The organism is Streptomyces sp. NPDC012835, from assembly GCF_042900885.1.
Taxonomy (GTDB): Bacteria; Actinomycetota; Actinomycetes; order Streptomycetales; family Streptomycetaceae; genus Streptomyces.
Genome location: NZ_JBIBBW010000004.1, coordinates 256,857 through 275,063, shown reverse-complemented (window position 1 = coordinate 275,063; position 18,207 = coordinate 256,857). Strand labels below are relative to the sequence as shown.

At 72.2% G+C, this 18,207-nt stretch carries 22 protein-coding genes and 1 pseudogene; 10 read left to right on the top strand and 13 right to left on the bottom strand.

Going from position 1 to position 18,207, the window contains the following annotated elements; all coding sequences use genetic code 11:
* Positions 1–62 precede the first annotated feature (62 nt).
* The 3 genes from ACFY6S_RS19415 to ACFY6S_RS19405 form a co-directional block, all read right to left on the bottom strand.
* Positions 63–1,304: an LCP family protein gene (locus tag ACFY6S_RS19415; protein ID WP_388819816.1), complete on the bottom strand. Its 1,242-nt coding sequence runs from the start codon at positions 1,302–1,304 to the stop codon at positions 63–65.
* Positions 1,305–1,603: 299 nt separating this feature from the next.
* Positions 1,604–2,533, bottom strand: a complete 930-nt coding sequence (locus ACFY6S_RS19410) for a M56 family metallopeptidase (protein WP_388819046.1) — start codon at positions 2,531–2,533, stop codon at positions 1,604–1,606.
* A gap of 3 nt (positions 2,534–2,536) precedes the next feature.
* Positions 2,537–3,040 carry a BlaI/MecI/CopY family transcriptional regulator gene (locus tag ACFY6S_RS19405; RefSeq protein WP_388819043.1) on the bottom strand — a complete coding sequence of 168 codons (504 nt, stop codon included), beginning with the start codon at positions 3,038–3,040 and terminating at the stop codon, positions 2,537–2,539.
* 186 nt (positions 3,041–3,226) lie between these two features.
* Between ACFY6S_RS19405 and ACFY6S_RS19400 the strand changes: the two genes are divergently transcribed.
* The 3 genes from ACFY6S_RS19400 to ACFY6S_RS19390 all read left to right on the top strand — a co-directional run bounded on the left by ACFY6S_RS19400 (position 3,227) and on the right by ACFY6S_RS19390 (position 4,981).
* A complete protein-coding gene (locus ACFY6S_RS19400) occupies positions 3,227–3,802 on the top strand; it encodes a TerD family protein (protein WP_388819040.1) in 576 nt (191 codons plus the stop codon).
* 79 nt (positions 3,803–3,881) lie between these two features.
* Positions 3,882–4,460, top strand: coding sequence for a TerD family protein (locus tag ACFY6S_RS19395; RefSeq protein WP_388819037.1), 579 nt, complete (start codon positions 3,882–3,884; stop codon positions 4,458–4,460).
* Between the two features lie 65 nt (positions 4,461–4,525).
* Positions 4,526–4,981, top strand: a complete 456-nt coding sequence (locus ACFY6S_RS19390; protein ID WP_388819034.1) for a tellurite resistance TerB family protein — start codon at positions 4,526–4,528, stop codon at positions 4,979–4,981.
* A gap of 58 nt (positions 4,982–5,039) precedes the next feature.
* Here ACFY6S_RS19390 and ACFY6S_RS19385 read toward each other — a convergent pair whose 3' ends face one another.
* From ACFY6S_RS19385 to ACFY6S_RS19370, 4 genes are all read right to left on the bottom strand, one after another.
* Entirely contained in the window at positions 5,040–5,900 is an 861-nt protein-coding gene (locus ACFY6S_RS19385) for a YhjD/YihY/BrkB family envelope integrity protein (protein WP_388819032.1), read from the bottom strand.
* A 186-nt stretch (positions 5,901–6,086) separates the two neighbouring features.
* Positions 6,087–6,842, bottom strand: coding sequence for a PIG-L deacetylase family protein (locus ACFY6S_RS19380; RefSeq protein ID WP_388819030.1), 756 nt, complete (start codon positions 6,840–6,842; stop codon positions 6,087–6,089).
* Entirely contained in the window at positions 6,839–7,489 is a 651-nt protein-coding gene (locus ACFY6S_RS19375) for a papain-like cysteine peptidase (RefSeq protein WP_388819029.1), read from the bottom strand. Before ACFY6S_RS19375 ends, ACFY6S_RS19380 begins: the two co-directional genes overlap by 4 nt.
* Positions 7,490–7,568: 79 nt before the next feature.
* Positions 7,569–8,768: a hypothetical protein gene (locus ACFY6S_RS19370; protein WP_388819813.1), complete on the bottom strand. Its 1,200-nt coding sequence runs from the start codon at positions 8,766–8,768 to the stop codon at positions 7,569–7,571.
* Between the two features lie 190 nt (positions 8,769–8,958).
* Between ACFY6S_RS19370 and ACFY6S_RS19365 the strand changes: the two genes are divergently transcribed.
* On the top strand, positions 8,959–9,426 hold the full coding sequence (locus tag ACFY6S_RS19365; protein WP_388819027.1) for a nuclear transport factor 2 family protein: 468 nt from the start codon (positions 8,959–8,961) through the stop codon (positions 9,424–9,426).
* 51 nt (positions 9,427–9,477) lie between these two features.
* Here the strand turns inward: ACFY6S_RS19365 and ACFY6S_RS19360 are convergent, their stop codons facing one another.
* Positions 9,478–9,834 carry a PRC-barrel domain-containing protein gene (locus tag ACFY6S_RS19360; protein ID WP_388819025.1) on the bottom strand — a complete coding sequence of 119 codons (357 nt, stop codon included), beginning with the start codon at positions 9,832–9,834 and terminating at the stop codon, positions 9,478–9,480.
* 216 nt (positions 9,835–10,050) lie between these two features.
* Here ACFY6S_RS19360 and ACFY6S_RS19355 point away from each other — a divergent pair, with 216 nt between their 5' ends.
* Positions 10,051–10,539, top strand: a complete 489-nt coding sequence (locus ACFY6S_RS19355; protein ID WP_388819023.1) for a GNAT family N-acetyltransferase — start codon at positions 10,051–10,053, stop codon at positions 10,537–10,539.
* Positions 10,540–10,633: 94 nt separating this feature from the next.
* Here the strand turns inward: ACFY6S_RS19355 and ACFY6S_RS19350 are convergent, their stop codons facing one another.
* The 3 genes from ACFY6S_RS19350 to ACFY6S_RS19340 form a co-directional block, all read right to left on the bottom strand.
* The gene (locus ACFY6S_RS19350; protein ID WP_388819021.1) at positions 10,634–11,005 is read right to left on the bottom strand and encodes a VOC family protein; all 372 of its coding nucleotides are present in this window, start codon (positions 11,003–11,005) and stop codon (positions 10,634–10,636) included.
* A gap of 178 nt (positions 11,006–11,183) precedes the next feature.
* Positions 11,184–11,828, bottom strand: a complete 645-nt coding sequence (locus tag ACFY6S_RS19345) for a phosphatase PAP2 family protein (RefSeq protein ID WP_388819019.1) — start codon at positions 11,826–11,828, stop codon at positions 11,184–11,186.
* Positions 11,825–12,487 carry a DedA family protein gene (locus ACFY6S_RS19340; RefSeq protein WP_388819016.1) on the bottom strand — a complete coding sequence of 221 codons (663 nt, stop codon included), beginning with the start codon at positions 12,485–12,487 and terminating at the stop codon, positions 11,825–11,827. The genes ACFY6S_RS19345 and ACFY6S_RS19340 overlap by 4 nt, the downstream gene beginning before the upstream one ends.
* Positions 12,488–12,603: 116 nt before the next feature.
* Between ACFY6S_RS19340 and ACFY6S_RS19335 the strand changes: the two genes are divergently transcribed.
* Positions 12,604–12,978, top strand: a complete 375-nt coding sequence (locus tag ACFY6S_RS19335; protein WP_388819013.1) for a BlaI/MecI/CopY family transcriptional regulator — start codon at positions 12,604–12,606, stop codon at positions 12,976–12,978.
* Positions 12,975–13,922 (top strand): M56 family metallopeptidase, encoded by a 948-nt coding sequence (locus ACFY6S_RS19330; RefSeq protein ID WP_388819010.1) that lies wholly within the window; start codon positions 12,975–12,977, stop codon positions 13,920–13,922. Before ACFY6S_RS19335 ends, ACFY6S_RS19330 begins: the two co-directional genes overlap by 4 nt.
* 173 nt (positions 13,923–14,095) lie before the next feature.
* On the opposite strand, the pseudogene ACFY6S_RS19325 reads toward ACFY6S_RS19330, so the two are convergent.
* A pseudogene (locus ACFY6S_RS19325) lies at positions 14,096–14,503 on the bottom strand (hypothetical protein); the annotation flags it as partial.
* Between the two features lie 277 nt (positions 14,504–14,780).
* Between ACFY6S_RS19325 and ACFY6S_RS19320 the strand changes: the two are divergent.
* Both ACFY6S_RS19320 and ACFY6S_RS19315 read left to right on the top strand, forming a co-directional pair.
* Entirely contained in the window at positions 14,781–15,098 is a 318-nt protein-coding gene (locus ACFY6S_RS19320; RefSeq protein WP_388819007.1) for an ArsR/SmtB family transcription factor, read from the top strand.
* Positions 15,095–16,024, top strand: coding sequence for an SRPBCC family protein (locus tag ACFY6S_RS19315; protein WP_388819004.1), 930 nt, complete (start codon positions 15,095–15,097; stop codon positions 16,022–16,024). Before ACFY6S_RS19320 ends, ACFY6S_RS19315 begins: the two co-directional genes overlap by 4 nt.
* Before the next feature lie 9 nt (positions 16,025–16,033).
* On the opposite strand, the gene ACFY6S_RS19310 is transcribed toward ACFY6S_RS19315, so the two are convergent.
* Positions 16,034–16,795 (bottom strand): MgtC/SapB family protein, encoded by a 762-nt coding sequence (locus tag ACFY6S_RS19310; protein ID WP_388819810.1) that lies wholly within the window; start codon positions 16,793–16,795, stop codon positions 16,034–16,036.
* Positions 16,796–17,048: 253 nt separating this feature from the next.
* Here ACFY6S_RS19310 and ACFY6S_RS19305 point away from each other — a divergent pair, with 253 nt between their 5' ends.
* Positions 17,049–18,170, top strand: a complete 1,122-nt coding sequence (locus ACFY6S_RS19305; RefSeq protein WP_388819001.1) for an acyltransferase family protein — start codon at positions 17,049–17,051, stop codon at positions 18,168–18,170.
* The last annotated feature ends 37 nt before the right edge of the window (positions 18,171–18,207 follow it).

Genomic DNA, 18,207 nt, shown 5'->3' with positions numbered 1-18,207 from the left:
ATCGCAAAGCAGCGCAACGCGGCGGCGGGCCGCCGGCCGGCGCGCGGCCGGCGGGCCCGGGCTCAGCGGACTCCGTCGAAGTCCTTGCCCACGGTCAGCGTGACCACGCCGGGCGTCGCCGTCCCGTCCTGCCGCGCGGTGCTGTCCGGCAACCGGGTGGCCAGCACCTGGGCCGGTTCCGCCTGGTCCTGCGGATAGCCGACCGTGGTCCGCTCCGCGCCCTCGGGCGCGTTGCCGATCTCCGTCACCGTGAAGCCGGCCGACCGCAGCTCTCCCGCGACATCCGCCGCCCGCCCCGAGACCCCGGTCCCGTTCAGGACCCGCACCCGCACGGTGTGCGCGTACACCGGGTTCGCGGCGTCCGCCTCCAGCTTTTTCTTGTCGACCTCCCGGTCCTTCCCGAGCGAGGAGAACAACTCGGCCGCCTGCGGGTACTGCCAGACGATGTTCGCCTTGTCCGTCGGCACATCGGCCTCACGCGCGTAGTTCGGCACCGTCAGGAACGTCAGCCGGTCGCCCGGGATGTCCTTGAGCTCGTCGGCCAGGCCGGTCAGCGGTTTGATCCCCGCCAGGTCCTTGTCCGTGGTCAGCGACTTGGTGGCCGCGTCGAGGAATCCGTACAGCGCGTTGGGGCTGGTCAGCTTCTGCTGCGCCTTGGCGGCCAGCGCCTCCATGAACTCCTGCTGCCGGCCGATGCGTCCCAGGTCGGAGCCGTCGCCGACGCTGTAGCGGGTGCGTACGTAGCCGAGCGCCTTCTCGTCCTTGACCGTCTGGCAGCCGGCCTCCAGGTCGAGATGGGCCTTCGTGTCGTGGATCGGCGCCTCCGGGCAGACCTCGATGCCGTCCAGCGCGTTGACCATGCCCTTGAAGCCCTGGAAGTCGACCGACATGAAGTGGTCGATGCGCAGCCCGGTGTTCCGCTCCACCGTCCGGATGGTGCACGCGGCGGCGTCGGCCACCTCGCCGCCGGTGCCGCCGATGGCGAACGCCTCGTTGATCTTGAAGTGGTGCGGGTCCGACATGCTGCCGTTGCCCCGGTCGCAGGACGGGATGTTCACCCAGGAGTCGCGGGGGAGCGAGACCACCGTGGCCCACTTCCGGTCGGCGGCCAGGTGCAGGACCATCAGGGTGTCCGACTGCATGGTGGTCAGGCCCTTGCCGTACTTGCCGTTGTCGCCGTCGCGCGAGTCGGAGCCGACGACGAGGATGTTCTTGGACCCCGGACTCGCGTTGACCGGCCGGTCGCCGCCGATCTTGTCGTCGACGTCCGCCGCGTGGATGTTCCCGTTCAGGCTCTGGTACATCCAGGTGCCGGCCCCGGTCGCCCCGATGAGCAGCACCGCCAGCGCACCGCCCGACCACAGGGCTATTCGCCCCCGCCGGGTCAGCCTGGTCCGGCCGCCCGCCCGCTCCGCGCGGTGTCCCGTAACGGCACCGCGGCCCCGCCGCCCCCTGGATTGCCTGCCCACGCTGCTCCTCCGTGCCCGTCCCGGCCGGTCCTCGCGTCGGACATGCCGGTCATCGCGGTGTGCGACGCGTGCACTCTACTGGCTCTACAGCCCTGTAGAGGGCGACCGGTGGAGCCGTTCCCTCCCTCGGGTGGTCACAGCGGCGTGGCGGCTTCGAGCACCAGGAACAGGGCGGAGGCCGCGTTCAGCGCGGACACGGTGGACGCGGCCGTTCCGGCGGCGGCGAAGTACGCGGCGATCCCGGCCCGCGTCAGCGCCGGCGGCCAGCTGCGGCGCGGCGGCACCGGCCCGAGCAGCGCGGCCACCCGGCGCGGCACCGGCCCGGCCGCCGCGAACGCGGCCAGTCCCGGTGGCGTGCCGGGCCGCGAGAACAGGGCGGCCTTGCCGACCGCGCGCGCCGTGGTGCGCCGGTCGCCGGTGGCCTGCGCCGCCGCTTCGTCGGCCCAGCGCTCGGTGCTGAACGTCACCGCCGCCCGCAGCGGGCGCAGAAACGGGTTCGCGCACCCCGCCAGCCGGACCGCCAGCAGCAGCCGGTGGTGGCGTCCCGTCAGATGGGCGCGCTCATGGGCGAACAGGGCCGCGCGTTCCCCCTCGTCGAGGCAGGACAGCATGCCGGTGGAGACCACCACCCGGCCCGGGGAGCCGGGCAGCGCGTACGCGTACGGCAGTTCGTCCTCCAGGACGGCCAGTTCGGAGGGCGGCAGCCCGGCCAGCGCGCCATGGGCGCGGGCGCGGAAGCGGACATGCCGCCGTACGGTGAGCGCGCACCCCACGACGACGGCGGTCAGCGCCAGGATGGCCGCCTTGCCCACCACGTCGTCGTACGGCACGGCGTCCCGCACCTCCGGGTCGGACCAGCTGTCCGGCAGCGGGTTGCCCGGCAGCTGCGCGGTGCCGACCACCATCAGCAGACCGAGGCAGAACGTGCTGCACGCGGCCAGCACGACGGTGACGAAGGTCAGTAACAGCGCGGCGCTGCGCGGATGCAGATGCTGTTCGGCGAGGCGGGCGATCGGCAGCGCGGTGAGCGGCAGGATCAGCGGCAGGAAGACGAAGACACCCACGGGTCAACCCTCCGCTTCGCCGGCGGACGCGCGTCCGGGGCGCCCGCCCGCCCGCCGGCCGGAGCCGGAGCCCGGGCCGGGACCCGAGTCCGGGCCGGAGGCGGAATCGGGGCCGGGGCCGGCCTCCTTGAGCAGCGAGCGCAGCACCTGCTCGTCGTGGGGCGAGAGCGCCGACACGAAGCTGGAGAGCACCGCGTCCCGGTCGTCCCGCTCGTCGAGCAGCCGGCGCATCCGCAGCGCGGTCAGCCCGGCCTCGTCCGCGACCGGCGTCCACAGGAAGGAGCGGCCCGACCGGCTGCGGGTCACGGCCTGCTTGCCGAGAAGGCGGGTGAGGATGGTGATGACGGTGGTGTACGCCAACTCCCCGTCCAGCCGCTCCTGCACCCAGGTCGCGGCCACGGGAGCGGTCGCCGAGCCCAGAACCGCCAGTACCTGGGCCTCCAGCTGCCCCTGGCCGCGTCTGCGGGCAGGGGGCGTCCGGTCCCTGTCGTCTCTGTTCCCGACCACGAAGTGGCCTCCTCCCACGCTGCCGCCCCAGCCGCCCTGGCGCCGGGGCATCCTAACCAGTGATCCCACCGCACCTTCGCGACGGTCAATTTCTACAGTGTTGTAGATTTGAGATCGTGTCATGAGGCACGAGGCGCGTCGGGGCGTCCGGCGTGCCCGGTTGCGGGACGGACGGAAGGAAACAACATGGGTGTGAGCCTCGCCAAGGGCGGCAACGTCTCGTTGAGCAAGGAGGCTCCCGGTCTGACCGCCGTGCTGGTGGCTCTCGGCTGGGACGTACGGACCACCACCGGGGCCGATCACGACCTGGATGCCAGCGCCCTGCTGTGCGACGGCTCCGGCAAGGTCGCCTCGGACCAGCACTTCGTCTTCTACAACAACCTCCGCAGCCCGGACGGTTCGGTCGAGCACACCGGGGACAACCTGACCGGCGAGGGAGAGGGCGACGACGAGACCGTCAAGGTCGACCTGTCCGCCGTCCCGGCCGAGATCTCCAAGATCGTCTTCCCGGTGTCGATCCACGACGCGGAGTCGCGCGGCCAGAGCTTCGGCCAGGTCCGCAACGCCTACATCCGCGTGGTCAACCAGGCGGGCGGCGCCGAGCTGGCCCGCTACGACCTGAGCGAGGACGCCTCCACCGAGACCGCGATGGTCTTCGGCGAGCTGTACCGCAACGGGGCGGAGTGGAAGTTCCGCGCCATCGGCCAGGGGTACGCCTCCGGTCTCGCCGGTATCGCGTCCGACTACGGCGTCAACGTCTGAGACGTCTGACCCCCGTATCCGACCCCTGAGTCCGGCAGCGGCGTCGAGGCCGGGCCGGTACCACTTCCAGGAGCGAACGATGAGCGTCAATCTTGCCAAGGGCCAGCAGATCAGCCTGACCAAGTCCGGCGGGGGTGAACTCACCGTCGTCCGCATGGGCCTGGGCTGGCAGGCCGCGCGCAAGGGGTTCTTCGCCCGTATGACCGCCCGCGAGATCGACCTGGACGCCTCGGCGCTGCTCTTCGCCGGCGGGGAAGCCGTCGATGTCGTCTTCTTCCAGCACCTGACCAGCGACGACGGTTCCGTGCAGCACACCGGTGACAACCGGGTCGGCGGCGCGGGCCAGGGCGGTGACGACGAGTCGATCGTCGTGGACCTCCAGCGCGTGCCCGCCCATGTCGACCAGATCGTCTTCACGGTGAACTCGTTCACCGGCCAGACCTTCGAAGAGGTGCAGAACGCCTTCTGCCGTCTGGTGGACGAGACCACCGGTCAGGAGCTGGCCCGCTACACGCTCGACGGCGGTGGCCGCTACACGGCGCAGATCATGGCCAAGGTCTACCGGTCGGGCGGTGGCTGGCAGATGTCCGCCATCGGCAGCCCCGCCGAGGGGCGCACCTTCCAGGACCTGATGCCCGCGGTCGTCCCGCACCTCTGAGCCGCGCGACCGGGGTCATTCCGTACGAACCATCCATCACCGAAACGCTACTCAGGAGAACTCACGTGGCCCTGTGGGACCGCATCAAGGATTCGGCCTCGTCGATGCAGACGCAGCTGAACGCGAAGAAGAACGACCTCAAGAGCGGCGCGTTCCGTGACGCGAGCATGGCCATGTGCGCGCTGGTCGCCGCCGCCGACGGGTCCATCGACGCGTCGGAGCGGCAGCGCGTCGCCGCGCTGATCATGACCAACGATGTGCTCCAGAACTTCCCCGCTGAGGATCTCCGGGCGCGGTTCAACGACTACTGCCAGAAGCTGACCGCCGACTTCGACTTCGGCAAGGTCGGTGTGCTCCAGACCATCGGCAAGGTCGCGAAGAAGCCCACCGAGGCCCGCGCGGTCATCCAGATCGGCATCGTCATCGGCGGCGCGGACGGCGACTTCGACGCGAGCGAGCGCGCGGTCGTGCGCGAGGCGTGCTTCGCGGTCGGTATCGCGCCCAGCGAGTTCGACCTCTGACCGATCCGGTCCCACTCGGGGGGCGTGCCGCACTTCTCGCGGCACGCCCCCCGTCCGTCTACCCGCTCCCGTTCCCCTCGGCGAGCCGCCGCCGAAGGAGCAGCTGTGTGCGGTGGTCGTGGTACAGGCGCCCCACCAGCGCCCCTCCGTACACGACGAACCCCACCCCGACGAGCCAGGACTGGAGCACCAGCACCGTCCCGAAGGGCCCGTACGTGACGGCGTTGGAGGCGATCAGCGGCGAGAAGACGACACGGGAGAAGAACCGCAGGCCGAGCAGGCCCAGCGCGGTCGCCACGGCGCCCGGGATCAGGGCCCGCCAGCGGACCCGCCCCGCGAGCAGCACCTGCTGGGACCACCAGAAGAAGAGGAACGTCCCGATCAGATCGCCCGCGGTGGCGAGCACCAGCTCGAACGGGGAGTCGGAGGTGACCGGCGTGTTGACGAAGATCAGCAGGAAGACGACGAGGACCGCCAGCCACAGCACATGGCGCCACATGGTGTGCCAGCGGGCCGTCGGCAGCTCCCAGACCCGCTCGTAACCCGTCTGCACCGCGCCCCCGAACGTCAGGCCGAACGCGGCGAGCGCGGCGAGACCCAGCGCCGTGGTCCGCTGCAACGCCTGCCCCGGCCTGCCGAACAGCTGCTGGATCTCGTCCTGCGACGCCGCGGACACCCCCAGCCCCTGCCCCAGCCAGCGCGCGAAGCCGTGGCCGCTCGCGGGGTCCGCCGCGGCGACGAGGATCAGCAGCGGCACCAGCGTCAGAAACCCGAGCGCGGCGAAACTCATGGCCCGGTGCATCAGCTCCATTCCACGCCCGCGGTTCCAGGTGAGTACGGCGGGCGCGACCAGGGCCTCGTGGAACAGGATCCGCAACCGCCGCCCGGCCCCCGGCGTACCGAAACGCTTTCGGGTCATGTCTCGTCTACTACCCCATGGGGACGCCGCGTCCGGGAACGGCCCCCGGATGGGCGTGCGCCGAAGGGGCGTCGCCCGCGGTCGCACGGGCTGACGGACCCACCGGCGCACGGCCCACCGGCGCACGTGCCCACCGGCGCGCGGACCCACCGGCGCGCGGACCCACCGGTCCGCGGACCCGCTCGCTCAGGAGCGCGCGGCCAGCTCCCAGACGCGTTCCGCGCGCAGCGGCCCGTCGCGCGCCACCAGACTCCCGTGGTCGACGGCGAGCGGCGCGAGCTGCGAGGCGTAGCAGAGCACCGCGGCGCGCTTGGCCGCCCACTGCCGGTCCGTGAGGACCACGTCGTGGGCGATCCGGGTGCGGTAGTGGGCCGTGATCTTCCGGTACGACACTCCGAAGTCCTCGTCGGCGAGGAGGGCCGTGTCCGTATCGGCGGTGCCCCACTGCGGCAGATGTCCCGTGTAGGGCAGATCGGCGTAGACGAGGGGCAGCGGCCTGCCGAGCTTTTCGAGGACGGCCAGTGCCCGGTCGCGGACCTTGGCGTGATCGGGCTGGTTGGTGGCCAGGGGGATCAGCACGCGAGCCGCCGGGTCGAGGTCCGCCAGGCAGGCGTCCAGCTCGTCCGGCACACCCTCGCTCCCGTACCCGTAGGGGCCGTCGGGGTGGGCCAGCACGATCTGCTCGACACCGAGCAGCGCGCAGGCCCGCGCGTCCTCCGCGAGCCGGGCGAGATGTGCCTCACCGGCTGAGGAGAACCCGCAGGTGCGGTCCCACCAGGAGACCTCGTGCCCCGGCGCCGGCGCGCCGCCGTGGACGGTCACCACGGTGACCGGCGAGTCCAGCGCCGGGATCAGACCCGCCAGCGAGAGCGCGGCGTCGTCGAAGTGCGGCGAGATGATCACGGTCGCGGGCGTGGCCGGCGCGGGGGGTGGCGTGGTCATACGGGGTCGCTCCTGTCGTTGGCGGTCGTACGGGGACGGGGACCGGCGAACCGCACCCCTCGGAACGCGGCGTCCCAGGCGGCGTCGTCGCCCTGCCACCGGCCGGGCAGCGCCGCCACGGTGCCCCAGCTGATCCCGGGCCCCAGCCCGTCGGCGTCCGTCGGCGGGGTGCGGCGCAGCCAGAGCAGGTCGAACCGGTGGCCGGGGTGTGCCGTCTCGATGGTCAGCCGCAGTCGGCGCAGATCGGCGGCGCCCAGCTCGTCGAAGGCGTCGTGGTGGACGTACAGCACCCGCGCGGCCGACCCGGCGAGGGTGCGCCAGCGATCGGCCAGCGCCTCGAACTTGGCCCGGACACCGGCGAGTTGCCGCTCGATGTCCGGTGCGGTGAGTGTGGTGCCCGCGGTGGGGCGGAAGTCGTGGAAGAAACGGATGTCGCTGCCCCGGTCCAGCGCGCAGCGCCCCTCGCTGAAGGGTTCGACCATCCCCGGCCGCAGGACGTGGGCGAAGTCCCCGGCGATCGTCTCCACGACGGACTCGAATTCGAGATCGAGCCAGTCGAAGAAGTGCGCGCGGTCGTTGCCGGTGATCCGCCGGATCTGGTGGGTGGACTCGCAGTGGTAGCCCAGCCCGACACAGCTGTCGTACATCTCTGCCCTCCCGGACGCGATGGCGGTGATGGCGGCAGTGGCCCCCGGCGCGGTGACGGCCGGGGCGGCGACCCGCCCTTCAGTCGGCGATGCGCCGCAGGAGCAGGCCCGTACTGCCGCGCTTGCTCAGATAGGCGCGCCCCGCGCAGACCGCCTCCACCCGGGGCCGTGCCAGCACGACCTCCTCCTCGGCCCGCCACACCGCCGACCGCTCCAGCCACGGGCGTACGCGGGTGCGCAGCGCTTCGGGTTCGAGGGCGACGAAGAGGAGCGAGGTGGGCAGTTCGTCGAGGAGTGCCAGGTCCTGGCCGTAGTAGAGCATCTCGATCAGCAGATGCGCGGCGGCCGGCGCGGCGTTCTCCTTGGTCAGCGCGGCGAGATCCGCGCCGTCCACGGTGACCCCGGGGTTCCCGGCGAGCGCCGCGGTCAGCCGGGGCAGGAAGACCGGATTGGGCTCGGTGGCCCGTACGGTGAGGCCCGCCGCCGCGAGCCGGCCGGTCAGGGCGCCCTCGCAGGCGCCCACCTCCACGAGCCCGTGACCGGTGTCGTCACCGCCCCCGTCACCGGCCACGACCGGGCACCGCTCCCGTATCCACCGGGCCGTGGCGTCCAGCCGCCGGGCCTCGTACGGCGAACTGCCGAACTCCCAGGGGTCCACGACGGAAGCCGCCTCCTCGTCCAGGCTGGCGAGCAGGGCGTACAGCCGCTCGCGCTGGTCGGGATCGGCGTCGAAGAAACGCTCCGTGGCCGGAATCCGCGACGTCTCCATGACGAACTCGGGGTCGGGCTCGGTCAGCAGACCCGCGCACGCGCTGTTGACGAACCCCAGCTTCGCCGCGATCCGCTCCCGGTCCAGCGGCCGGTCGAGATCGCTGAGGAACTGGAGGTACGGCGAGTGGCCGACGGCGTGGTGGACCTCGACCCCGGCCCCGGCGCAGACGGTGGCGGCGATGGCGGTGTCGCGCCCGAGCCGCCCGCGTCCGCGCCGGTTGTCCGCCGGGGAGTGCGTCCAGATCCGCAGCGGACGCCCGTCCGCCGCGCGGCGCAGCAGCGAGGCGATGGCCGCGGGGCCCGGCGAGGCGATGTCCGGTGTCACGGGCCTGACATGGGGCGCGAGAAGGGCGAGGCGCTGGGCGGCGTCCGTCCCCGGCGCGAGGGTGAGCGTCTCGGCGCGGTCGCCCAGGATCACCTGGATCTCGCCACCGCGCTCGTCGGTGAGTACGGACAGGAAGTCGAGGACGGCGTCCTCGGCCCGGAGCACGACAACGATATCCATCACGGCGGTTCGGTCCTCGGTACGCGGCTGGCGGAAGGGAGCGGACATGTCACCGGGCGTCGGCATGGAGGGACCTTAGCGGTCGCACGAGATGTGGTCCAGACCAATCGCGTCGGCGATGGCTCTGTTTTCGGCCATCCCGGCACGGGGAGGGGCGCCGTGCCGGTAGGAAAAGGCCATGACGGAGGATCACATGACGGATACGAAGGACCCGGTGGAACGGCTCCTGACCGAGCGCGCCTGTGAGCGCCTGATCATCGAGTTCGTCCGCAGGCTCGATCTCGGTGAACCCGGCACCGTGGCGGAGCTGTTCACGCCCGACGGCGTCTGGGAGTGGCCCGGCGGGGACCGCCGGGTGACCGGCCGGGACGCGCTGCGCGACTACTTCGGCTCCCGGCCCAGGGACCGGCTGTCGCGCCGGGTCTGTACGAACATCCTGGTCACCCTGGACTCCCCGACGACGGCCTCGGCCACCACGTACTTCGCCACGTACCGGGTGGACGGCTGGACGGGCGGCATGGTGCCCGTCCGGCCGCCGGTCAACGTCGGCCACTACGAGGACACCTTCCGCAAGGAGGGCGAGCGCTGGCTTCTTGCCACCCGGACGACGTTCCTGGCGTTCGGGGGAGACACGCACCGGCTCGCCGCGCCCTCCTCCTGACCGTGCCTCCCCGGACGCCTTTCGGCCGGGGAGGCGGCGGACCGGTTCCGGTCAGCGGCGGCCGAGCCGCCGTTCGCCGTTCGCGCCCGTCGCGTAGGGCAGCCCGTAGTGCGCGAAGACCGCCGGCTCGTCCGTCGCGAGCAGCTCGCCGTCGAGATCGATCGACGGCGCCTCCTTGGCCAGTCTCTTGTCCCAGGCGACCTTCAGATACCCCGGCCCGACCGTGGCATCGGCCAGCGGGACGAAGATCAGACGCCGCTGGGTGGGCAGGCCGACCGTGACCGTCGCGAACGAGGGGGTGTCGGTCGCCGTGTCGACGTACACGGCCTCCAGTGAACCGATCTTCTTCTTCTCCGCGTCGACCACATCGTGGCCCCGCCATTCCCGGATGTCTTCGGCCTCGAACATGCGTTTCCTGCCTCTTGTGTGCTGAAATCCGCCGGGCGGTACGGCCGGGTGGGGGCGACGATGCCGCCGGTCGCCGGGTACCCGATTTCCCGGAGAGTACCCGGCCCGGCGCCTGCCCCTCCGGAACCGGGCCGCTGCGCCCGTACGGCCTGTCGCGGCGGTGCGGCCGGCGAAACCACTGGTCACGGGGGAGCGGGGGCGTGCATCCTGGGGCCCATGCTGATCAGGGAAGCCACCCCCGAGGACTGGCCCGCCATCTGGCCCTTCTTCCACCGGATCGTCGCCGAGGGCGAGACCTTCACCTATCCGGCCGACCTGACCGAAACGGCGGGCCGCGACCTGTGGGCCCAGACCGCGCCGAACCGCACCGTCGTCGCGGTCGACGACGCCGGAACGATCCTGGGCACGGCCACGATGAACGCCAACCACCAGGGCAACAGCTCGCACATAGCGGGCGCCGGCTACATGGTCGACCCGGCGCACGCGGGCCGCGGCGTGGGCCGGGCCCTGTGCGCGTACTCGATCGAGTGGGCCCGGGCGGCGGGTTTCCGGGCGATGCAGTTCAACGCCGTGGTGGAGACCAACACCCACGCGCTGAAGCTGTACGAGTCGCTCGGCTTCGAGGTGATCGGCGTACTGCCGGAGGGCTTCCGTCATCCGACGGAGGGCTATGTGGATCTGCGCATCCTGCATCTCCGGCTCTGAGGACCGGACCCCGGCCCACCGACGGGCCGAGCGGGCACCGGGCACCGGCCGGCCGCCGACCCGTCACCGGCCACCGCCAGGACCGCCGCCCCGGTCACCGGTCCTGGAGCACGGACAGCACGTTCCCCGCCGGGTCGGTGAACCAGGCGATGTACGGCCCGCCGCCCCGGAAGATCCCCTTCTCGTCCGCGTCCATGCCGGGGTAGCGCTCGAAGCGCACACCCCTGCCGCGCAGTTCCCCGACCGCCGCCTCGATGTCGTCCACCGGGAAGTTGAGGACGGTGAACGACGCCGGGGTGTGATCGGGCTTCGGGTAGACGAGCACGGCGGCGCCGCTGCCGAGGTGCAGGCTCAGCAAGCCGTACTCCTCGGACACCTCGAGCCCGAGTGTCTCGCCGTAGAACCGCCGGGCCTTCTCGATGTCGTCCACCGCGAATCCGCTGAACGCCTTGGTTTTGCCGAACATGTCAGATCCTTCCTTCCCTCGCTCGGAGCGGGCACTCGCGCGGGGCACTCGCACAGAGGTAGACGCCCGCCGGACCGGGGACTCATCGGTCACCCGGCGGTCGCTCACGATCCGGGTCCGCGACGGCCGCCGCGGACCCGGCCGCCGCCTCGGGCGCACCACCCGCGCGCCCGAGGGATCACCGTCTGGCGACCAGGGGGCGCAGAGGGGTCTCCCGCAGCCGTCCCGCCAGCGGTGCGGTGCGGCGGGCGGCGATCATCAGCGGCCAGGACACCAATGCCCCCACCAGCAGCCCCACGACGACATCATGCGGATAGTGCGCCCCCACCCACACTCGTGACGCCGCCATCAGCAGCGCGGCGGGTACGGCCAGCGCCGCCAGCCGGCGGTCGGTGAAGAACAGGACCGTCGCGGCGGACGCCGCGATGACGGCGTGGTTGCTCGGCAGCGACCAGTCGCCGGGCGCGGGACACGCCTCCACCGTGACCAGGTGCAGCGTCCGGCAGGGGCGCTGCTCCCGCAGCAGTGACTTGAGCGCGCTGTTGACGGCGAAGGCGGCGAGCACCACCACGGGCGCCGTCAGCGCCAGCAGGGCCCGTGCCGGGCCCTCGGCGTCCCGTGACCCCGAGGCCGGTGGCCGGGCGCGCCACCACACGGCCGCCAGCAGCAGACCGAACAGGGCGAGCCCGTAGGCCGACCAGACGGAGACCGCGGTGTTCAGCGGGCCGGGGGAGCGGTGCGCCAGCTCCGTGACCGAGGTGTACAGGCCGTCGTCGAACCAGCGGTCGTCACCGAGGAGCGCCGCCGCGCCACGCGCCGTCATCGGACGCTCCCTCGGCCGGCCCGGCGCGAGCGCAGCAGCTCAAGTGCGAGGGGGAGCAGCGATACGGCCACCACGAGGGCGACGACGGGCAGCAGATAACGGTCGACGTTCGGTACGGACGAGCCGAGCGCGCAGCCGGCGAGCACGAGCCCGACCGTCCAGAGGGTGCCGCCGAGGACCTGCCAGAGGGCGAAGACACGCGCCGGTACGTTCAGGGCGCCGGCCAGCGGGTTGAGCACGGTGCGCACGACGGGGACGAAGCGCGCCAGCACGATGGCCTTGGCATGGCCGTACCGTTCGAGGAGTTCCTCGGCACGCACCGCGCCCTCGCGCAGTTTGCGGGCCCGGCCGCCCGCCAGCAGCGCCCGGCCGCCGCGCCGCCCGATCCAGAAGCCGGTCTGCGCCCCCAGCAGGGCACCGGCCATGGCCGCGAGGAGCACCCGCGGCAGCGAGAGGTGAACCGCGCCCCCGATGCCCGGGGCGCAGAGGAGCCCGGCGGTGAACAGCAGCGAGTCGCCGGGAAGGAAGAAGCCGATCAGCAGGCCGGTCTCGGCGAAGAGGACGACGGCGACGCCGAGGGTGCCGAAGGCGGCGAGCAGTGAGCCCGCGTCGAGGGGGTTCACGGCCTGCGGCATCGCCGTGAGCGCGGATACGGCCATAAGAGGGGCTGCTCCCATAATGGTGGGCAGGGGGAACCTGCGGGACGATGCGAGTGACTACAATTCTGTAGACGGTCTACTCCACTGTAGACGAAGGAAACGGGAGGGGCGTTCCCATGGGCGACCGGAGTGCGGAGCGGCGGCCGGCGGGGGAGTTGGAAGCCGGTGTGCTGGCGGCCCTGTGGGCGGCGGGCGAGCCGCTGACACCGGTCCAGGTGCGGCGGGTGCTCGGTGTGTCGCTCGCTCGCACCACGGTCACCACGATCCTTTCGCGGCTGTACGAGAAAGGCAGCGTCAGCCGGGTGAGCGCGGGCCGGGGCTACGCGTACACCCCGACCGAGGACGCTCCGGGACTCACCGCCCGCCGTATGCACACGGAGCTGGCGAAGGACGAGGACCGGGGCGCGGTCCTGGCCCGGTTCGTCTCCCAGCTCAACACCGAGGACGAGGCGCTGCTGCGCTCCCTGCTGGACGGCGGGGAGGCCCCGTGACCCTCCTCGTCTGGGTGCCCCTCCTGACGCCGTTTCTCGCGGTCCCCGCCGCCCGCCGGGTCGCCGCCGCGCTCGCGCCCCGCCACGCGGCCCGGCTGCTCACCGCCGCCGCGCTCACGCTGGCCGCCGGCAGTTCTGCCGCCCTGGCGGTGCTCGTCGTCCCGGGCGCGTCGTACCTGCCCCTCGTCGCCGTCCTCGGTGACCTGGCCGAGCCGCTGACGGCGGGACCGCCCCCGGTGGCCGTGGCGCTCGCGCTGACCGCCGGGGGCCTGCTGCTGTGGCGCGCGACGCTGGTGGCGGCCGCCGCGCTGCGCGAGCGGGCCGAGCTGCGACGGGCGAGGGCCGCCGTCGCCGGGACCGGGGACGAACTGGCCGTCCTGCGGGACGACAGGCCCGACGCGTACGCGCTGCCGGGCCGCCCCGGCCGTATCGTCGTCACCACTGGCATGCTGCGCGCGCTGGAGCCCGCCGAGCGCGAGGCGCTGTTCGCCCACGAGCGCGCCCACCTGCGCGGTCGTCACCACCTCCTGCTGGTCCTGGTGGAGCTCGCCGCCCTCTGCCATCCCGCGCTGCGCGCCCTGCGCGAACCCCTCGGCTACGCGCTGGAGCGCACCGCCGACGAAGCCGCGGCGGCGGTCGTGGGCGACCGCCGGCTCGCCGCCCGCGCCATCGGCAGGGCCGCGCTCGCCACCCGTACGCCCCCGCCCGCCAGGCCGGGCGCGGTCCTCGCTGCGACCGCGGGGCCCGTGCCGCGCCGGGTCGCCGCGCTGCTCGACACCGCCACGGCCGGGCGACCGGTCCCGCCCCGCACCGGCCGGCTCGTCGCGGGCGGGCTGCTGGTGTGTCTGGCGGTCTCCGGTGCCACGGCGATCGGCGCGGCGGACGATCTGCACACCCATATCGAGATCGCCCAGGGGGAATGGGCGGCGGACTCCGCCCGCTGACCGCTCGCGTCCGCTCGCGCCGGATCCGGGCCACCCTCCGGGCCGGCTCCACCGCGGGATCAGCCGTACAGCGGACCGAACGGCAGCGGCTCCCCGGGGCGCGCGTGCCCCTCGTCGTACGTGAGCGGTGCCGGGGCGGTGAGAGAGGGCTCCCGCGGGGATCTCTCGGGCAGCGCCGCGGGCGTGATCAGGACGGGCAGCGCCCGGTCCATGCGCAGCGCGTCCACGGATTCGGCGAGCAGTTCGTACTCGGTGGTGTCGTCGCGGGTGGCGACACGGACGAGATGCCCCGCGGCCAACCGCTCCGCGATCATGTCCTGGTGGGCCACGTCGTCCCGCCAGGCCCGCAGCGTGGCCGGTACGTCCGGCACGCTCTCCCCGACCGGAGTCAGCGCACCGGCCGGAAAGGGGTCTCTTTCCGGGCTGGGATCGAGCCGTTCGGCTATCCAGGTCGCCCGGTCCCGTAACCACCACAGTGCGAGAGGCAGCGTGGGGGCGCGATAGGTGCCCAGGGGTACGCCGACGCGCTGTCCGCCGCAGATTCCGTACGCGGTGACATGGCACAGGAATTCGTCATGCACGGCCGCTCTCCTTGCGCCGTTCTGTCGTGCCTGGTGGCCTGGGCCACAGTGCTGTTTCAGTGACGTCGCGCGGTCTCGCGGGGCGAATGCGCAGATCGATTCCGCCGTTTGGCGGAGATCGGCCTCCCAATGCCCGAACCTACAACTATGGGGGAATTACTGACGGGCTGTCACCAGGAGTTTCCGGCCAGAGTTCGCGGCGCTGTCCGTGCCGCCACACTCGGGGCGCGCACTGAATGACTGGATGGTTATATAGCCGACGAGGTATATTGGAAGTATGTCCATACCGTTCGACGTACTCGCGGAGCCGAACCGGCGGAAGATCCTCGATCTGCTCCTGGAGAGCCCCCGCACCGTCGGCGAGCTGACGGAGACCCTCGCGATCAGCCAGCCCGGCACCTCGAAGCACCTGCGGGTGCTGCGCGACGCCGGACTGGTGCGGGTGCGGCGGGAGGCCCAGCGCCGCTGGTACGAGCTGACGCCCGAGCCCCTCGCGGAGCTGGACGCCTGGCTCGCCCACTACCGGCACCTGTGGTCCGGCGCGCTCGACGCGCTCGAACGGCATCTCGATGCGACGGAGGACGACACCCCATGAACACCAACCCCGATCCGCGCCGGACCCCGGGCCCCGGCCGGGACCCGCTGGACAACGCCACCCTGACCACGAAGGACGGCCGCACCGCGCTGCGCATGGAGCGCGGGCTCGCGCATCCGCCCGAGCGGGTCTGGGCCGCCCTCACCGATCCCGCCGCGCTGCGGAAGTGGTTTCCCGCCGAGGTCACGCTGGACCTCGCCCCGGGCGGCAGCGTGGAATTCCGCTTCCCCGGCGCCGACGCGGACACCGCGATGGCGGGCACCGTCACCGACGCCGAGGAGCCCCGGCTGTTCGCCTTCACCTGGGGCACCGATCACCTGAGCTGGTCCATCGCTCCCGACGGCGACGGGTCGCTGCTCACCCTCGTCCACACCTTCGGCGATCTGCCCGGCGCCGCGAGCTTCGCCTCCGGCTGGCACCTCTGCCTCACCGCGCTCGCCCAGCTGCTCGACGGCGTGACCGTGGCGCCCGGCCGCGACACGGGCGCGCTGCACGAGTCGTACCTCCACGGCTTCGGTCTCGACCAAGGCACCGTGACCGTGGCCGAGGAGGAGACCGCGGAGGCGGGCGGTACGGGCGGGGCCGTGAAGCGGGTCCGCTTCGAACGCCAGCTGGTCCGGCCGGCCGAGACCGTCTGGCAGGTCCTGTCGGCGGGGATCGTGCCGGTCGCCGGACTGCCCGTCCCGGAGGGATTCACCGCCGGGAGCGTCCCGGCGGGGCCGGTCACCGAGGTCCGGCCGCCGAGATCCCTCACGTACCGGTGGGGACCCGACGCCACGGTCACCTGGGAGCTGAGCGAGGGCACCGGCCACGGCGCCCGGCTCGTGCTCACGCAGACCGGTCCGGAGAGCTTCGACACGGACACCGCCCTGGCCGTCTGGCGCGCCAGGATCGACCGCCTCGCGGCGGCGCTCCTGGACCGCTGAGCGGTACGGTCAGTCGCCGATCTCGGCCTCCAGCGACGACACACTCAGCACTTCGTCGAACTCCGCCACCTCGGCGACCAGTTGATGAACACTGCCGGTGCCCTCGACATCGACGTACACGAGGGCGGTCCCGGCGTGCAGGTCTTCCTGTTCGTCCTGTTCGTCCTGGTCGGCGGGGCGGGCGGCCGCCCGGTCCACCCGGATCCGCGCCACCTCGAAGCCCCTGCCGGTGATGTGCTCCAGCACCCGCGTCAGCACTCCCGTGCCGACGCGGTAGGACAGGTGCAGCCGCGTCTGCTCGGTGGTGGCGAGCGCCGGGACGCGCCGGGTCAGCCACGGGTACCCCTGGATGACGAGGAAGTGCACCAGGGTGGCCCCGATCGCCAGCAGCGGCAGCCCGCCGCCGCACGCCATGCCGATGGCACAGGTGAGCCAGACCGTGGCGGCGGTGGTCAGCCCCCGCACGGCGTCCCGGCGTACGAAGATCAGGCCGCCGCCGATGAAGCCGATCCCGGAGACGATCTGCGCGGCGACGCGCGACGGGTCGAAGGAGACGTTCTCCAGGCCGAGTACCGCGTTGAAGCCGTGCTGCGACACCACCATGAACAGCGCGCTGCCCACGCCGACCAGAGTGTGGGTACGCAGCCCCGCGCTCTTCTGCTGGGTGGCCCGCTCGGCTCCGATCAGGCTCGACAGCAGCAGCGCCAGTCCCAGCTCGGCGAACTGGCGCGCTCCTTGTCCCGCGTTCGGATCGAACAGGGGAACGGCCAGAGCGGGCTGCGCGACGGATGCGCCCGACGCGACGGCTACGACGGATGCGACAGATGCGATGGGCAAAGAATCCTCCTCACCGTGGAGTGTGACGACGGTGCCGGGGCACTCGGCACCTGCCCTGTCCCCGCCACCCGAGTGGAGAGCGGGCGGTGGACCTCGTTAGGGTGCCTTGAATGTTTGCTTCGCAGTTTTCCCCCACGAACTTGCTAAGAGACCCTGATCATCTCCCGCGTTCCCTCCGGGAAGCAGTATGACGCAGACCACAGAGCAACACGCCGTCCGGCCGGAGACTCCGGCGGCCGCCCCCGTGACCGGTGCGGCGGCCGGGGCGCCGGGCAAGAAGCGGGACGCGTTCTTCGACAACGCGAAGTATCTGGCGATCGTCCTGGTCGCCGTCGGGCACTCCTGGGAGCCGCTGCGGGACGGCAGCCGCGCGGTCTCCGCGCTCTACATCGTCGTCTACGCCTTCCACATGCCGGCGTTCATCATCATCTCCGGCTATTTCTCGCGCAGTTTCGACTTCCGCCCCGACCGGGTGCGCCGGCTGATCACCGGCGTGGCCGTCCCGTACATCGTCTTCGAAGTCGCCTACAGCCTCTTCCACCGGTGGACCGACAACGATCCGTCCATGGAGGTCAGCCTGCTGGACCCCTGGTATCTGACCTGGTTCCTGGCCGCTCTCTTCATCTGGCGCATGACGGCACCCCTCTGGCGTCTGGTCCGCTGGCCCCTCCCGCTCGCGCTGCTGATCGCCGCGCTCGCCGTCGTCTCACCGGACATCGGCGACGACCTCGACCTCCAGCGGGTCCTGCAGTTCCTGCCGTTCTTCGTGCTCGGACTCCAACTGAAGCCCGAGCACTTCCAGTTGGTACGCCGCAAGAACGTGCGCCTGCTGGCCGTTCCGGTCTTCGCCGCCACCGTCGTCTTCGCCTACTGGGCGGTCACCCGGATGAACATGGACTGGTTCTTCCACCGTGACAGCGCCCAGGAGCTGGGCGAGCCCTGGTGGGTCGGCGTCCTGATGTCGCTCGGCCTCTTCTGCTGCTCGCTGATCCTGACGGCCTGTTTCTACGCCTGGGTACCCGGTCGACGCATGTGGTTCACGGTCCTGGGCGCGGGCACACTCTGCGGCTATCTGCTGCACGGGTTCCTCGTCAAGTCCGCCTCCACCTGGCACTGGTACGACCCGCGGTGGCTGCACGAGCCCATGGGCGCCGTGTTCGTGACCGTCCTCGCCGCCGCGGTGGTCACCCTGCTCTGCACGCCTCCGGTCCAGCGGATCTTCCGCTTCGCCCTGGAGCCCGAGATGGCCTGGGCCTTCAGGCGCGACCCCGCCGAACGCGCGGACCGGGGCGCGAAGCCCCGGACATAGCTCCTCCCGGGGGACACGGCCGCCCGGGAGTCCGATG

What these genes read in the sequence shown, in the direction of transcription:
- ACFY6S_RS19375 (WP_388819029.1), bottom strand. Translation starts at nt 7,489, where the DNA reads ATGTACGACAGCTGTGTCGGGCTGGGCTACCACTGCGAGTCCACCCAC.
- ACFY6S_RS19340 (WP_388819016.1), bottom strand. Translation starts at nt 12,487, where the DNA reads ATGGCCGTATCCGCGCTCACGGCGATGCCGCAGGCCGTGAACCCCCTC.
- ACFY6S_RS19320 (WP_388819007.1), top strand. Translation starts at nt 14,781, where the DNA reads ATGTCCATACCGTTCGACGTACTCGCGGAGCCGAACCGGCGGAAGATC.
- ACFY6S_RS19395 (WP_388819037.1), top strand. Translation starts at nt 3,882, where the DNA reads ATGAGCGTCAATCTTGCCAAGGGCCAGCAGATCAGCCTGACCAAGTCC.
- ACFY6S_RS19305 (WP_388819001.1), top strand. Translation starts at nt 17,049, where the DNA reads ATGACGCAGACCACAGAGCAACACGCCGTCCGGCCGGAGACTCCGGCG.
- ACFY6S_RS19335 (WP_388819013.1), top strand. Translation starts at nt 12,604, where the DNA reads ATGGGCGACCGGAGTGCGGAGCGGCGGCCGGCGGGGGAGTTGGAAGCC.
- ACFY6S_RS19360 (WP_388819025.1), bottom strand. Translation starts at nt 9,834, where the DNA reads ATGTTCGAGGCCGAAGACATCCGGGAATGGCGGGGCCACGATGTGGTC.
- ACFY6S_RS19415 (WP_388819816.1), bottom strand. Translation starts at nt 1,304, where the DNA reads ATGTACCAGAGCCTGAACGGGAACATCCACGCGGCGGACGTCGACGAC.
- ACFY6S_RS19350 (WP_388819021.1), bottom strand. Translation starts at nt 11,005, where the DNA reads ATGTTCGGCAAAACCAAGGCGTTCAGCGGATTCGCGGTGGACGACATC.
- ACFY6S_RS19365 (WP_388819027.1), top strand. Translation starts at nt 8,959, where the DNA reads ATGACGGATACGAAGGACCCGGTGGAACGGCTCCTGACCGAGCGCGCC.
- ACFY6S_RS19315 (WP_388819004.1), top strand. Translation starts at nt 15,095, where the DNA reads ATGAACACCAACCCCGATCCGCGCCGGACCCCGGGCCCCGGCCGGGAC.
- ACFY6S_RS19400 (WP_388819040.1), top strand. Translation starts at nt 3,227, where the DNA reads ATGGGTGTGAGCCTCGCCAAGGGCGGCAACGTCTCGTTGAGCAAGGAG.
- ACFY6S_RS19355 (WP_388819023.1), top strand. Translation starts at nt 10,051, where the DNA reads ATGCTGATCAGGGAAGCCACCCCCGAGGACTGGCCCGCCATCTGGCCC.
- ACFY6S_RS19380 (WP_388819030.1), bottom strand. Translation starts at nt 6,842, where the DNA reads ATGACCACGCCACCCCCCGCGCCGGCCACGCCCGCGACCGTGATCATC.
- ACFY6S_RS19345 (WP_388819019.1), bottom strand. Translation starts at nt 11,828, where the DNA reads ATGACGGCGCGTGGCGCGGCGGCGCTCCTCGGTGACGACCGCTGGTTC.
- ACFY6S_RS19385 (WP_388819032.1), bottom strand. Translation starts at nt 5,900, where the DNA reads ATGACCCGAAAGCGTTTCGGTACGCCGGGGGCCGGGCGGCGGTTGCGG.